Annotated in this window: 10 protein-coding genes and 1 pseudogene; 6 read left to right on the plus strand and 5 right to left on the minus strand. The window is 65.1% G+C overall.

Annotation, left to right across the window (positions count from 1 at the left end; genetic code table 11):
- Window positions 1-5 precede the first annotated feature (5 nt).
- From sstT (LE416_RS01545) to LE416_RS01560, 4 genes are all read left to right on the plus strand, one after another.
- Window positions 6-1,256 carry a serine/threonine transporter SstT gene (gene sstT / locus LE416_RS01545; RefSeq protein WP_225046740.1) on the plus strand — a complete coding sequence of 417 codons (1,251 nt, stop codon included), beginning with the start codon at window positions 6-8 and terminating at the stop codon, window positions 1,254-1,256.
- Between the two features lie 146 nt (window positions 1,257-1,402).
- Window positions 1,403-2,686, plus strand: a complete 1,284-nt coding sequence (gene sstT / locus LE416_RS01550) for a serine/threonine transporter SstT (protein ID WP_225046741.1) — start codon at window positions 1,403-1,405, stop codon at window positions 2,684-2,686.
- Window positions 2,687-3,058: 372 nt separating this feature from the next.
- Entirely contained in the window at window positions 3,059-4,498 is a 1,440-nt protein-coding gene (locus LE416_RS01555; protein WP_225046742.1) for an APC family permease, read from the plus strand.
- A gap of 272 nt (window positions 4,499-4,770) precedes the next feature.
- Window positions 4,771-4,971 carry a cold-shock protein gene (locus LE416_RS01560; protein ID WP_125704133.1) on the plus strand — a complete coding sequence of 67 codons (201 nt, stop codon included), beginning with the start codon at window positions 4,771-4,773 and terminating at the stop codon, window positions 4,969-4,971.
- A 395-nt stretch (window positions 4,972-5,366) separates the two neighbouring features.
- Here the strand turns inward: LE416_RS01560 and LE416_RS01565 are convergent, their stop codons facing one another.
- Complete coding sequence (locus LE416_RS01565) at window positions 5,367-5,915, minus strand: NADPH-dependent FMN reductase (protein WP_225046743.1); 549 nt, start codon at window positions 5,913-5,915, stop codon at window positions 5,367-5,369.
- A 162-nt stretch (window positions 5,916-6,077) separates the two neighbouring features.
- On the minus strand, window positions 6,078-6,620 hold the full coding sequence (locus LE416_RS01570) for a TetR/AcrR family transcriptional regulator (protein WP_225046744.1): 543 nt from the start codon (window positions 6,618-6,620) through the stop codon (window positions 6,078-6,080).
- A gap of 142 nt (window positions 6,621-6,762) precedes the next feature.
- Between LE416_RS01570 and LE416_RS01575 the strand changes: the two genes are divergently transcribed.
- Together LE416_RS01575 and LE416_RS01580 are read left to right on the plus strand one after the other, a co-directional pair.
- Window positions 6,763-7,464 (plus strand): ABC transporter ATP-binding protein, encoded by a 702-nt coding sequence (locus LE416_RS01575; protein ID WP_225046745.1) that lies wholly within the window; start codon window positions 6,763-6,765, stop codon window positions 7,462-7,464.
- Between the two features lie 5 nt (window positions 7,465-7,469).
- The gene (locus LE416_RS01580) at window positions 7,470-10,064 is read left to right on the plus strand and encodes an ABC transporter permease (protein WP_225047816.1); all 2,595 of its coding nucleotides are present in this window, start codon (window positions 7,470-7,472) and stop codon (window positions 10,062-10,064) included.
- A gap of 82 nt (window positions 10,065-10,146) precedes the next feature.
- Here the strand turns inward: LE416_RS01580 and LE416_RS01585 are convergent.
- From LE416_RS01585 to LE416_RS01595, 3 genes and pseudogenes are all read right to left on the minus strand, one after another.
- Window positions 10,147-11,175 (minus strand): annotated as a pseudogene (locus tag LE416_RS01585) (alpha-L-fucosidase).
- Between the two features lie 472 nt (window positions 11,176-11,647).
- The gene (locus LE416_RS01590) at window positions 11,648-12,490 is read right to left on the minus strand and encodes an aldo/keto reductase (protein WP_225046746.1); all 843 of its coding nucleotides are present in this window, start codon (window positions 12,488-12,490) and stop codon (window positions 11,648-11,650) included.
- 64 nt (window positions 12,491-12,554) lie between these two features.
- Window positions 12,555-13,724 carry an iron-containing alcohol dehydrogenase gene (locus tag LE416_RS01595; RefSeq protein ID WP_225046747.1) on the minus strand — a complete coding sequence of 390 codons (1,170 nt, stop codon included), beginning with the start codon at window positions 13,722-13,724 and terminating at the stop codon, window positions 12,555-12,557.
- Window positions 13,725-14,059 lie beyond the last annotated feature (335 nt).

Below are 14,059 nucleotides of genomic sequence, written 5' to 3' on the forward strand. Positions count from 1 at the left end.
TGCCCATGTTCGCACGCTATCGCAGCGTCAGCCTGATCTGGCGCATTGTCATCGGTTTGGTGGTGGGGGCGGCGCTCGGCGTCCTCCTGCCGTCTCAGACCTGGATCGGCCTGTTCGGCGACCTGTTCATCGGCGCCTTGAAGGGCATCGCGCCGGTGCTGGTCTTCTTCCTGATTGCCACGGCGATCTCCAAGTACGAGCGCGGCGCCGACAACCACTTCGGCTCGGTGATCGTCTTGTACCTCGGCGCGACCTTCCTGTCGGCCGTGGTCGCGGTGGTCGCCAGCTTCCTGTTCAAGGTGCGCCTGGTGTTTCCGACGGCGGTCAAGACCGCGTCCGGGGCGCCCAAGGACCTCGCCACGGTGATCCAGGACCTGCTGGTGAACGCGGTGGCCAACCCCGTGCAGGCGGTCGTCGACGGCAACTACCTGGCGATCCTGTTCTGGTCGCTTCTGATCGGCTTTGCCCTGCGCGCCGCAAGCCCCCGCACCAAGTCCACGCTGTCGGACCTCACCGACGCGATTCAGGCGGTGGCGCAGCTGATCATCGAGTTCGCCCCGGTCGGCATCGTCGGCCTGCTGTTCACTACCATCAGCCAGACCGGCTTCGGCGGCATCGTCAAGTACGGCCAGCTGGTCGGGCTCTTGGTCGGCACGATGGCGTTCGTCTACCTGGTGGTGTACCCGGCGATGGTCTGGGCGATGACGGGCCAAAACCCGTTCCCGCTGACCCTGTGGACGCTGCGGGTGTCCGGCATCCCGGCCTTTTTCACCCGCAGCGGGGCGGTCAACATTCCGATCAATCTGCAGGCTGCCGCGGACCTCGGGCTCAACGAGAAGTCCTACGCGGTGTCGATTCCGCTGGGTGGCTCGGCCAACTCCGGCGGCGCGGCGATCACCATCTCAATCATGACGCTTGCGGCCTGCTACACGCTGGGTATTGAGGTGTCCTTCCCGCTGGCCGTGCTGCTGTGCCTGATGAGCGCCTTGGCGTCGACCGGCGTGTCGGGCATCGCCGGCGGCTCGCTTTTGATCATCCCGATGGCGGCCAGCCTGTTTGGCATCAAGAACGGCGTGGCGATGCAGGTGGTCGGCATCGGCTTCATCATCGGCGTGATCCAGGACTCGGTCGAAACGGCGGTGAACTCGGCCTCCGACCTCCTGTTCACCGCGGCGGCGGAGTATCACGACCTGAGAAAGGCCGGCCAGCCGGTGGACATTCGCGCCGCGGTCGCCAGGGCGAAGGCCAAGGAGTAGCGCCCTTTTTGTCTGCAAAATAAGAACGCTTGCACGCAAAATATAGAATTATTTGCCCTCAAACGGTGGACACGTGTTTTGATATGGCGTACAATCAGACCCATCATCCAATTTCGTTCGCGCGGCAACGCGCAGGGGGAGGGCCTATGTTTGCCAAGTATCGTTCCGTCTCGTTAATCGTTCGCATCCTGATCGGGCTGGTCGCGGGGGCGCTGCTCGCCGTGCTGCTGCCGGCCGCCAGCGCCATCGGGCTGCTGGGGCAACTGTTCGTCGGCGCCTTGAAGGGCATCGCGCCGGTCATGGTGTTCTTCCTGATTGCCAGCGCGATTTCCGGCTACCAGCAGGGTGGCCGCAACCACTTCGGCTCGGTGATCGTGATGTACCTGAGCGCGACGCTGCTGTCGGCCTTCGCGGCGGTCGGCGCGTCCTGGCTGATGCCGGTGCGGCTGGTGCTGCCACAGGCGGCCAAGGTCGCGGGCGGGGCGCCGCAGAGCCTGGCCAAGGTGCTTGAGGACCTGTTGACCAACGCGGTGACCAACCCGCTGGCCGCGATTGTGAACGCCAACTACCTGGCCATTCTGTTTTGGGCCCTGATGATCGGCTTTGCGCTGCGGCTGACCTCCAAGCAGACCCGCACCGTGGTCGCCGAGCTCTCCGGGGCCTTGACCCAGGTCGCGCAGCTGATCATTGAGTTTGCGCCCTTCGGCATCCTCGGGCTGATCTACACCACCATCCGCGAAACCGGGTTCGCCGGCGTCGCCAAGTACGGGCAGCTCGTGTTGCTTCTGGTCGGCACGATGGCCTTCGTCTACCTGGTGGTGTACCCGCTGATGGTCTGGGCGATGACGCGCCAGAACCCGTACCCGCTGACCCTGTGGACGCTGCGCGTGTCCGGCATCCCCGCGTTTTTCACCCGCAGCTCCGCGGTGAACATTCCAATCAACCTGAAGGCCTGTGAAAAACTCGGGCTGAACAAGGCGTCCTACGCGGTGTCGATCCCGCTGGGCGGGTCGGCCAACTCCGGCGGCGCGGCGATCACCGTGTCGGTGATGACGCTTGCGGCCTGCGCAACCTTGGGCATCCACGTCTCCTTCCCGCTGGCCTTGATCCTGTGCGTGCTGACGGCGCTTGCGGCGACCGGCGCGTCCGGCATCGCGGGCGGCTCGCTTTTGATCATCCCGATGGCCTGCAGCCTGTTTGGCATCAGCAACGACATCGCGATGCAGGTGGTCGGCATCGGCTTCATCATCGGCGTGATCCAGGACTCGGTCGAAACGGCGGTGAACTCGGCCTCCGACCTCCTGTTCACGGCGACGGCGGAGTACCACGACGCGGCCAAGGCCGGCAAGCCGGTGGACATCGCGGCGGCCGTCGCCCAGGCCGATGGGCGGACGGCCCGCGCCGGCGCGGCCGCGGCCGAAAAGGCCTGACTGACACTGCGAGATCGACAGCGGCCGGCGCGTGCTCCCCGGGGAGGCGCGCCGGCCGCTTTCGCGTTCCCGCGGTTGCCCGGTGGGGTGGAGCGGTGGCGGGGCGGTGCAGTTGCGGCCGGCGGTTCGGCGGTGGCGTGGTCACTTGGGGCCGCCGCGGCACTTGCGGCGCGCGTGGGCCGGCAGGGAGGCGAGTATCCACCCAGACCGCAGGAAGGCGAACATCCATCCAGGCCGCAGGGAGGCGGGCGTCTACCTGGGTCGGCCAGGGGCTCACAAAGCCCTCATTCGGCTATTGACTTTGCTGCGCCGACAGGAGACACTAAGAGGAAACATTTTTTAATCGAATTCTTAATGAACGGAGGCTATGCCTTGCACAACCTGTGGAAGCGAATGACCCTGCGGGAGGATCCCGGGGTCTACTCGGATAAGGACGCCCACCTGAAACGGGTGCTGTCGGTGAAGGATTTTCTGGCGCTGGGGGTCGGGACCATCGTGTCGACCACCATTTTCACCCTGCCCGGGGTCGTCGCCGCGGACCACGCCGGCCCGGCGGTGGCGATTTCCTGCCTCTTGGCGGCGATCGTGGCGGGGCTGGTCGCCTTCGCCTACGCGGAGATGGCCGCGGCGATGCCGTTCGCGGGCTCCGCGTACTCGTGGATCAACGTCGTGTTCGGCGAGGTGTTTGGCTGGATCGCCGGCTGGGCGCTGCTCGCCGAGTACTTCATCGCCGTCGCCTTCGTCGCCTCGGGGCTGTCCGCCAACTTCCGCGGCCTTTTGACCTCCTTTGACCTCACCATGCCCAAGGCCCTGAGCAACCCGATGGGCACCGACGGCGGGGTGGTCGACCTGGTGGCCGTGGGCGTGATTGTGATTGTCGCCGTCATCCTGGCGCGCGGCGTGCACGAGGCGGCAAAGGTGGAAAACGTGCTGGTGGTGCTGAAGGTGATCGCGATCCTCGCCTTCATCGGCATCGGGCTGACCCGCCTGGATGTCCAAAACTACGTGCCGTTCATCCCCAAGGCCACGCCACTCGCGGACGGCAGCGTGTTCGGCGGCTGGCGCGGCATCTACGCCGGCGTCTCCATGATTTTTCTGGCCTACATCGGTTTTGACTCCATCGCCGCCAACTCGGCGGAGGCCAAGGACCCGGAGCGGACCATGCCGCGGGGCATCATCGGCAGCCTGATCATCGCCGTGACGCTGTTCATGGCCGTCTCGCTGGTTCTGGTCGGGATGTTCAAGTACACGAACTACCACGACGTCGCCGATCCGGTCGGCTGGGCGCTTCGCACCGCCGGCTTCACCGGCGCTGCCACGGTGATCGAAGCCGTGGCGGTGGTGGGGATGTTCACCGCGCTGATCGGCATGATGATGGCGGGCTCGCGCCTTTTGTACAGCTTCGGGCGCGACGGGATGCTGCCGCGGTTCCTCGGCCGCCTGACGCCAAGCGGCCTGCCGAACCACGCACTGGTGGTGCTGTCCGTCATCGGGGTGGTGATCGGGGCGTTCTTCCCGTTCAAGTTCTTGGCGCAGCTGATCTCCGCCGGCACCCTGATCGCCTTCATGTTCGTCGCGCTGGGCATCTACAAGCTGCGGCCGCGCGAGGGCAAGGACATCGCCAACCCGGCGTTCAAGATGCCGTGGTACCCGGTGATGCCGGCGCTGGCGTTCATCGGCGCGCTGATTGTCTTCATGGGCCTGGACATTCAGGCCAAGCTCTACTCGGGAATCTGGTTCGTGCTCGGGTTAGTGGTCTACCTGGCCTACGGGATGCGCCACTCGACTTTGAGCGGAAAAAGCCACGAGTGAGTTGGTAAGCCAATTTACTATCGTGGCGGGGCACCGCGTTGTTTTCAATTGCGGGCCGGCGCGCCGGCATTTTGCCTGGCTGCGCTTTCAACTTGGCGCCGCGCGGGCGGGTGGTAACACAAATCATTAGGCTTTTTTTCGCAGACGTGTTATACTATAGGCACCGTGATAGATGAATTGAGAGCTGTGATGTTTCTGAGCATAATGGATTTCTTTCATTGATTACCGGCTGTTTGTCACTATTAGGTTTATTTATGAAGGAGATTCATACAATGCAACAAGGTACAGTTAAATGGTTCAACGCTGACAAGGGTTACGGCTTCATCACTGGTGAAGACGGCAAGGACGTTTTCGTTCACTTCTCCGCTATCCAGGGTGATGGCTACAAGACGCTCGACGAAGGCCAAGCCGTAAGCTTCGACGTTGAACAGTCCGACCGCGGCCCACAGGCGGCTAACGTCAACAAGCTGTAATACAAAGAAAACCGCCAGTGATGGCGGTTTTTTTTGTGCCCGGGGCGAAGCGAGGCGCACTTAGCGGGACGCATCGCGTAGGGCTGGCGCTTGGGGCGCACTTGGCCCCAAGTGCCGGCACAAGCGATGTGTTCCCGCGTTGCCTTGCGCAGCCCGACGATAACCAGGGCGAAGCGAGGCGCACTTAGGCCACCGGCCAGCGTAAGGCCGGCACTTGGGCCGCACTTAGGCCCGAGTGCTGGTCTTAGCTGGACGAGTGGCCGTTGCCTTGCGTAGCCCGACGACGGCCCAGGGCGAAGCAAGCGCGAGCGCTAGGGCTCGTTTGATGAGATAGCCGCAAAGACGACGCGCCACCCGCTGCATTGCCGCGGGTGGCGCGTCTTTGTGGTGTGCCCTCAGGCCAGTTTGGCGACGAAGGCGAGGTACTGGGTCAAAATCAGCTTGAAGTAGTCGGTGGTCGCCGGCACGAACTGGTCCGGGCCGGTCATCAGGTTGGTGACGTTGCCGATGTAGGCCTCGGGCTGCTGCAGCGTCGGCATGTCGAGGAAGGTCAGCGACTGGCGCAGGTGGTGGTTGGCGCCGAAGCCCGAGATGGCGCCGGGCGACACGCTGACCACCAGCGCCGGCTTGTGCGCCCAGACGTTTTGGCCGTACGGGCGCGAGCCGACGTCCAGCGCGTTTTTCAGGGCGCCGGGTACGGAGCGGTTGTACTCGGGGGTGAAAAACATCACGCCGTCGCAGGGGGCGACCGCTTCGCGCAGCGCGGTCCACGCGGCCGGCGGCGGTGTGGTTTCGAGGTCCTCGTTGTAAAGCGGCAGGTCCGCGATGTCAATCATGCGCAGGGTGATGTCGGCCGGGGCCAGCTGGCTAAAGGCCGTGGCCACCTTGCGGGTGTAGGAATCCCGGCGCAGGCTACCGACGATGATGCCAATGGTGGTCGTCATGGGTGAGCTCCTTTCGGTGAGGCAACGGGCAATCGAGAACGGCGCGGCTTGCCGCGGTCTGGTGCGGTCTCGCGCGTGCGAGCACTAGCGTCGTCTCGACCTTACAATGGGTCACCTTAATTGTACCCGCTCACCGGGGCCTGCCGCGAGTCTGGCGACTCCTCACAGCGGCGACAGGTTGGCGATCACCCGCGCAATCTGCTCGGGGGACTCGCGGGCGCCGCCGCGCAGCCAGCTGACGATGACGCGCACCGCGCCGCTCAGGCAGAACTCGAAGTAGTAGCCGAGCACGGCCGGGTCGTCCTCGTGGAAGCGGCGGCGGTACTCGTCGAGCGTCCGGGCGCGGATCGGGTCGAGAATGGCCTGCAGAAGCGGCGAGTCGTCGAGGTTTTGGATGATGATCTGGGTCGCGGTTTCCTCGCGCGCAATCACGGCCAGCACCGCCGGCAGCCACTGATCGAGGCCGCGCTCCGTGCCGCCGAGTAGCGGCCGGATCTCGGCAATCAGGTCGGCCTCGATGGCGCGAAACAGGGCGGTCGGGTCCTGGTAGTGGGCGTAGAAGGTGCCGCGGTTGACGTCGGCCGCCTTGCACAGGGCGGTGACGGTGATCTTGGCCAGCGGCTGGCCGGCCAGCAGGGTGATCATCGCCTCCTGCAGGCGCTGCTTGGTGTACTGGGTGCGGCGGTTGTTTTTCGTTCCGACCATAAGTTTCTCCTACTTTTTGAACAAAAAGGACGCGGTGTGTTCAATTCATGACAGGCTGATCAAGATTGCCGGTTGTTCTGTGCCCGCCAGTCTTGCATAATGTCATTATACCAACAACGTGTGTGGTTAATGGAGGTTAATCGTGAGTTACATTCAAGTGCGCAATGAGTTCAAGCGGTACCAGCTGGGCGAAACGGAGATCATCGCCAACCACGACCTGTCGTTCGACTGCGAGGAGGGGCAGCTGACCGTGATCCTCGGCCCCAGCGGCGCCGGCAAGTCGACGGTGCTGAACATTCTGGGCGGTATGGACACGCCGACGTCCGGCCAGGTGATCATCGACGGGGTCGACATCGCCAAGTTCAACGACCGCCAGCTGACCACCTACCGCCGCGAGCAGGTCGGTTTTGTCTTCCAGTTCTACAACCTGATCCCGAACCTCACCACCAAGGAAAACGTGGAGATGGCCAACTCGATCGTCAAGGACGCCCTGGACGCCGAGGAGACGCTGCGGGCCGTGGGTCTGGGCGCGCGGCTGGACAATTTTCCCTCCCAGCTCTCCGGCGGCGAGCAGCAGCGCGTGGCGATTGCCCGCGCGCTGGCCAAGAACCCGAAGCTTTTGCTCTGCGACGAGCCGACCGGCGCCCTGGACTACGAAACCGGCAAGCAGGTGCTCGCGCTGCTGCAGGCGGCCAGCCGCAAGGACGGCAAGACGGTGCTGATCATCACCCACAACGCGGCCCTCGCCAAGATGGCCGACCGCGTGATTCACATCAACGACGCCAGGGTGCGCAACGTGATCGACAACCCGCACCCGACGCCGGTTGAAGAGATTGCGTGGTGAGCGCCATGAAGCCGATGACCAAGAACATGTGGCGCGAGATCGGCGCCAACCGCGGGCGCTTCATCGCCATCATCGCCATCATCCTGCTGGGCACGTTGATCTTCGTCGGCGTCAAGGCGGCGGGGCCCGGACTCAACGACTCGATGAGCGCCACCGTGCAGGACGCCAAACTCTCGGACGTGCAGCTGATGTCGACCACGGGCTTCACCAAGGCCGACGTCGCGACGGCGGAAAAGGTCGCGGGCACCTCGGCCGAGGCCGTGCGCTTCAAGTTCGTGACCGGCCAGGACGAAAACGTCGTCGCGCTGTACGGCTACCGCAAGGGGACGACCCAAAACCGCCTGACCCTGCGTTCCGGCCACCTGCCGCGCCACGCCGATGAGATCGTGCTGGACCAACGCGCCCGCGACGAGTACGACCTGCGCCTGGGCGACACCTACCGCTTCCCGGCCGCCGCCAAGCTGGCCCGGCGCACCTACAAGGTGGTGGGCTTCGCTGACTCGCCGGCGTACATCGACAACGCCAGCCGCGGCGCCGCCAACATCGGCGACGGCACGGTGCGCTACTTCGCGTACCTGCAGGAGGACCAACTGAAGCTCGACGTGGCGACCCTGCTGAACGTTCGCGTCAACGCGTTGGCGACCAAGAACACGTACGGCAAGGCCTACGAGAAGGGCGTGGCCAAGAAGCTGGCCTCACTCAAGGCGGCCTTCTCCAAGCGGGCGCCCGAGCGCGACGCCGCGCTCAAGAAGGCAGCCAGCAAGCCGCTGGTGGCGCAGCGCAAAACGCTGAAGAAGGCTGCGGCGCAGCTTGAGGCCGCCAAGCAGCAGGTCGTCGCTCAAAGCCACGGTGCGCTGACAACGACGCCCGAGCTCACCGCGCAGGCGCAAAAGCTTGCGGCGGCCGAAAAGAAGCTGGCCGCGGCGCAAGCCAAGATCGACGCCAGCATCCACACCACCTACACCTGGCAGACGCGCGCCGACCTGTCCGGCTTCTCCGCCTTCGCCGACTCGTCGGATCGCATCGCGGCGATTGCCAACGTGTTTCCCGTCTTCTTCTTCCTGATTGCGGCTTTGATCACCTTCACCACCGTCACGCGGATGGTCGAGGAGGCGCGCGGCCAGATCGGCACGTTCAAGGCGCTGGGCTACACCAAGCTTGCCATCGCGCGCAACTACGTGACCTACGCGCTGATGGCCGGCACCATCGGCGCGCTGGTCGGCGGCCTGGTCGGCAACTGGACGCTGCCGCGGCTGGTGATCTCGCTTTACCACAACAGCATTCCGATGCACGTCACCGTGCCGTGGCTGTGGGGGACCGGCGCCCTGGCGCTCGGCTTCTCGCTGCTGGCGACGGTCGGCGCCGCCGTGGTGGTGGTGACCCGCGAGCTGCAGGAAAAACCAGCGGCTTTGATGCGGCCGCGCGCGCCGAAGTCGGCCAAGCGCATTCTGTTGGAGCGCATCCGGCCGCTGTGGCGCCGGCTGAGCTTCAACCAGAAGGTCAGCTACCGCAACCTTTTCCGCTACAAGAGCCGGATGGTGATGACCATCATCGGCATCGCCGGCGGCACGGCGCTTCTGCTGACCGGCTTTGGGCTCAACGACTCGATCGGCGGCACCGCCGCCGCCCAGTACGGCGGCGTCTTCCACTACGACGCGCTGGTCGCCCTGAAGCACGACGGCAAGGCGGGCTCGGCGCACCGGGTGCTGGACGCCACCTCAACCTTCCAGAGCGCGGCCGAGCTGAACACGCAGGTCGGCAAGGCGAAGGCCAACGGCGAGCAGCTGACCGAGGTCAACCTGTTCACACCGCTTGACCCCGCCGGCTTCGACCGCTACGTGACGCTGGCCCGCAAGCTGCCGGCGCAAGGCGTCGTGATCAGCCAGAAAATCGCGACGGTGCTGGGCGTCAAGGCCGGCGACCACCTGACCTTCACCGCGGCCGGTGGGGACGCCAAGAAGCTGCGCGTGGCCGGCGTGACGCCCAACTACATGGGCGTGTTCGCCTACATGAGCCCCAAGGCCTACCGCGCGGCGTTCGGCGAGGCGCCTAAGGTCACCTCGCTTGCGGTGCGGCTGAAGGACCCGACCGCCAAGCAGCAAAACCGCCTGGCCCATGAACTTTTGGCCAAGGGCGGGGCGCTTGGCACCAGCTTCTCAAGCGACCAGGTCTCAAGCGTCGAGACGATGTCAAAGACGTTGGGGCCGGTGGTCTTCATCTTCATCCTGCTGTCCGGCGTGCTGTCGTTCGTCGTGCTGTACAACCTGACCAACATCAACGTCTCCGAGCGCATCCGCGAGCTGTCCACCATCAAGGTGCTGGGCTTTTACGACGGCGAGGTGACGATGTACATCATGCGCGAAAACATCGTGCTGACGCTGTTCGGCATCGTGGTCGGCTACGGCGCGGGCTGGGCGCTGCTCGCCTTCATCCTGCACCAGGCGGCGACCGCCCAGATCATCTTCCCGGTCATCATCCACTGGCCGGGGGTGGCGGCCTCAACGGCGCTGATGATCGCCTTTGCCGCGATCGTCGCCGGCGTCACGCACCGCAAGCTGCGCCGCGTCGACATGATCGGCGCGCTGAAGGCGACCGAGTAATCGCACAATAAAACGGCGCTCCTGCCGCAACCATCACGGTTGCGGCAGGAGCGCCGTTCGTCTTGCAGAAAACATCCGGGTGTTACTCGGCCGCCGTCAGCGCCGCCGCCTCGCGCAGGCGGACTTCGGCGTCGAGCGGCACGCGGCCCAGCGGGTCGAGGCCGACGTTGAGCAGGTAGTTGATGCCCAGCCCGTTCAGGTGCTGAAGGGTGCCCGCCAGCTGCGCGGGCGTTTTTCAGTTGTGGTCCTGGTAGGAGAAGCCCCACGAGTCGTTCATCGTGCCGGCGGACTCGTACAGGCCCAGCGGCGACGGCTTGAAGCCGCCGATGTCGTTGTAGTCGACCGCGCCACCGGCGCCCTGGTCGATGGCCGTCGGGATTTCATTGTCGCCCAGCACGACGTAATCGTACTGGCCGTTGCCCAGCCGCGAGTTGATCAGGCAGTCGGGCTGCAGCGCCTTGACGGTGTCGTACAGTTCTTGGCTCTGCGCCTTGGTCAGCGTCATCGGCACGTCGAACCAGGCCGTCGCGATGTCGCCGTAGTTTTGCATCAGTTCGCGCACCTGCGGCAGGATTTTGGTCGAGAAGCACTGGGCAAAATCCTTGCGGCGCGTGTCGGGAAAGTCCCAGCTGTTGTCCCAGGTGGTGCCGGAGTTCTCCAGGTCGTTGGAGAGGTATCCGCCGCCGTTGGGCTCGTGCCAGTCGAGGTCCTGCGAGTAGTACAGGCCAAAGCGCAGCCCGGCGCGGCGGCAGGCCGCGGCGAGCTCGCCGATTACGTCGCGGTGAAACGGCGTCTGCGCGACGACGTTGTAGTCGGACACGGCCGAGTCGTACATCGCAAAGCCGTCGTGGTGCTTGGCGGTGACCACGAGGTAGGACATCCCGCAGTCCTTGGCGAGCGCGACGATGCGGTCGGCATCGAAGCACAGCGGGTTGAACGCGGTGGCCAGCCGGCCGTAGTTGGCAATCGGAATCTGGCACTTGGACTGAATCCACTCCGCGTAGGCGGTGGACGCCTCGCCGCGGTAAGCGCCACCCAAAAGCGAGTAGAGTCCCCAGTGAATCATCATGCCGTACTTCGCCTGCTTGAACCAAGATACATTGTCAGTCATCATTTTCGCCTCCGCGTCCAGTGTACCAGAGAAAGCGGTTGCGGGCGCGGGACATTTTCGGGCCAGCGCATATTGGTGGGGGCAACGCTCCGCTCTGGTCGTCGTCGGGCTACGCGCGGCAACGCCGGTTTGTCCAGCTATGCCTGGCACTCGGGCCAAAGTGCGGCCCAAGTGCCAGGCATACGCTAGCCAACCGGCTAAACCCGCCGCGCTCCGCCCTGGGTTATCGTCGGGCTCCACCAGGCAACGCCAACTCGCCCAGCTAAGGCCGGCACACGAAGCAAAGAGCGCTTCATGCACCAACCTTACGCTGGGCGGTCGCCTAATTGCGCCTGGTTCCGCCCTGGTTATCGTCGGGCTCCGCGCGGCAACGCGGGTGCGGCTAGCTACGCTCCACCACTCGTTGCAAAGTGCGCTTCAAGCGGTGGAGCTAGGCTACCCGACCCGCTAAGTGCGCCGCGCTCCGCCCTGGTTAGATCATCTCCAGCGGCTTTTTGCTTGTCGGGCGGCGGAAGGCGCGGTCGATGGCCGCCAGCTCGTCTCGGGTGAAGGTCACGTCCTGGACGGCCAGGTTCTCGGTCATGTGGACCGGGGTGGCCGCCTTGGGGATGCTGAGGACGCGGTCGCGCATGGTCCAGGCCAGCATCAGCTGGTGGTCACTCAGGTGCTTGGCGCGGGCGATATCGTGAATGGGCCGCGGCAGGCGGATGGTGCGACCTGACCCGGAGCCGAAGGGGGAGTAGCCGATCAGCGCCATGTCGCGTTTTTGCTGGTAGGGCATCAGATCGTACTCGATGCCGCGGGCCTGGAGGTTGTACAGCACCTCGTTGGCGGCGACTCGGTCGCCGCCGGGCAGGCCCGCGAGCTCCTCAAGGTCGGCGACGTCGAAGTTGGACACGCCGAACGCGCGGATCAGGCCGGCCTGCTGCAGCGCCTGCGCCCCGGCCAGCGTTTCGGCCAGCGGGGTGCTGCCGCGCCAGTGCAGCAGGTACAAGTCGAGGTAGTCGAGGCGCAGCCGGCGCAGGCTGGCCTCAAGCGCCGCGCGCATCTTGGTCGCCGTGGCGTGCCAGGGGTAAAACTTGGAGATGACGAACAGATCGCTGCGGTCGTAGCCCTGGATGGCCGAACCGACCAGCGTCTCGGCGGCGCCGTCGCCGTACATCTCGGCGGTGTCGATCACGGTCAGCCCGTGGTCGAGGCCGGTCCTGAGGCTTTGAACCTCCAGCGCGGTCTGCGCGGGGCTGCCCTCGCCGAGGTACCAGGTGCCGATGCCAAGCGCCGGCACGCGAACGCCGGCTAGTGAAATGGTTTGCATCACAAACACTCCCTTCAGGTCAATTATACAAAACAGCCCCCGCGACGGCAGGGGCTGGCGAAACTTATTCGGCGTCGTAGGCCGCCTGGAACAGGGCGATCAGGTCTTCCTTGGTGCCCTTGCGCGGGTTGGAGAAGGCGTTGCCGTCCTTCAGCGCGTTTTCGGCCATCAGCGGGAAGTCCTCCGGCTTGGCGCCCAGGGCCTTGATGGAGGCGGGGATGCCGACGTCCTTGGCCATCTGGCGCATCGCCTTGATGGCGAGCTCCGCGGCCTCGCGCGTGGACAGGCCGTCGATGTTTTCGCCCATCGCCACGGCGAGCTCGGCGAAGCGCTCCGGGCAGGCGATCAGGTTGTACTCCTCAACGATTGGAAGCAAAAGCGCGCAGCAGACGCCGTGCGGGGCGTCGTACTGGCCGCCGAGCTGGTGGGCCATCGCGTGGACGTAGCCGAGGTCGGCGTTGTTGAAGGCCATGCCGGCCAGCATCTCGGCCTCGACCATGCCGGTGCGGGCCTCAAGGTCGTGGCCGTTGGCAACGGCGGGGCGCAGGTATTTTTCAATCAGGCGGATGGCCTGCAGGCACTGGCCGTCGGTGATTGCGTTGCGGTTGGTCGACACGTACGGCTCAATCGCCTGCACGAAGGCGTCCATGCCGGTGGCCGCGGTCAGCTTGGCCGGCACGTCCAGCTGCAGCGCCGGGTCGTTGAAGGACACCAGCGGAATGTTGCGCCAGGACACGACGACGAACTTCAGGTGGGTCGCCTCGTTGGTGATAACGCAGTGGCGGGTCAGCTCGGAGCCGGTGCCGGCCGTGGTGTTGACGGCCATCAGCGGCGGCAGGGCGTGCTCGAGCGTCTCGATGCCGGCAAGCGTGGTGATGTCATCGCCGTTGGTCAAAATGATCCCGGTGCCCTTGCCGGTGTCGTGTGCGGAGCCGCCGCCGACGGTGATGATGCTGTCGCAGCCCTCCGCCAGGTAAAGCGCCTTGGCCGCCTGGATGTTGCGGACCTTGGGGTTGGGCTCGACCTCGTTGTAGATGGCGTAGGTGACGCCGGCCGCGTCCAGCGACGCGAGGGTCTGGGCGACCGGCCCGTTCGGCACGCTTTGCAGGAACTTGTCGGTGACAATCAGCGGGTGGGTCATGTTCAGCATCTTGGCGCGCGCGCCGATTTTTTCGATGACGCCGGGACCGAAGAAGTTGACGCTCGGCATCAGAAAATCAAAGTTTGTTTTCATAGGTAAGCCTCCGTGAATGTGAAGCGGTGATCATTAACAGAGCTAGTGTACAAACTCACGGGGCCGCCGCCAACGGACAGATGCGCCCGGTTGTCCGGCGCGGGGAGCGGTCGCCCCGGTTGGCGGCCCGCGGCGTGCGGCCGCGCGGGGGATGGGGGCGGTTACAGGCGTTCCGGGCGTTCGCGCAATTTTGTCGGGGTCGCTGCCGGTGACACGGCGGCGGGAGGGCTTTCACCCGGTGGCGGGTCGGGCGGGTTGCGGGGCTACCCCCGCGGCGGCGGGCATGATACACTGAGCAAGTGAAAGACTAAACTATAAGCGGCGCGCGGCGCCGG

This window comes from Lacticaseibacillus kribbianus (assembly GCF_020180945.1).
Classification (GTDB): Bacteria; Bacillota; Bacilli; order Lactobacillales; family Lactobacillaceae; genus Lacticaseibacillus; species Lacticaseibacillus kribbianus.

Bases quoted from the DNA above. Each gene is read 5' to 3' on its own strand.
- LE416_RS01580 (WP_225047816.1), top strand. From the start codon at position 7,470: ATGAAGCCGATGACCAAGAACATGTGGCGCGAGATCGGCGCCAACCGC.
- LE416_RS01595 (WP_225046747.1), bottom strand. From the start codon at position 13,724: ATGAAAACAAACTTTGATTTTCTGATGCCGAGCGTCAACTTCTTCGGT.
- LE416_RS01560 (WP_125704133.1), top strand. From the start codon at position 4,771: ATGCAACAAGGTACAGTTAAATGGTTCAACGCTGACAAGGGTTACGGC.
- sstT (WP_225046741.1), top strand. From the start codon at position 1,403: ATGTTTGCCAAGTATCGTTCCGTCTCGTTAATCGTTCGCATCCTGATC.
- LE416_RS01570 (WP_225046744.1), bottom strand. From the start codon at position 6,620: ATGGTCGGAACGAAAAACAACCGCCGCACCCAGTACACCAAGCAGCGC.
- LE416_RS01590 (WP_225046746.1), bottom strand. From the start codon at position 12,490: ATGCAAACCATTTCACTAGCCGGCGTTCGCGTGCCGGCGCTTGGCATC.
- LE416_RS01565 (WP_225046743.1), bottom strand. From the start codon at position 5,915: ATGACGACCACCATTGGCATCATCGTCGGTAGCCTGCGCCGGGATTCC.
- sstT (WP_225046740.1), top strand. From the start codon at position 6: ATGTTCGCACGCTATCGCAGCGTCAGCCTGATCTGGCGCATTGTCATC.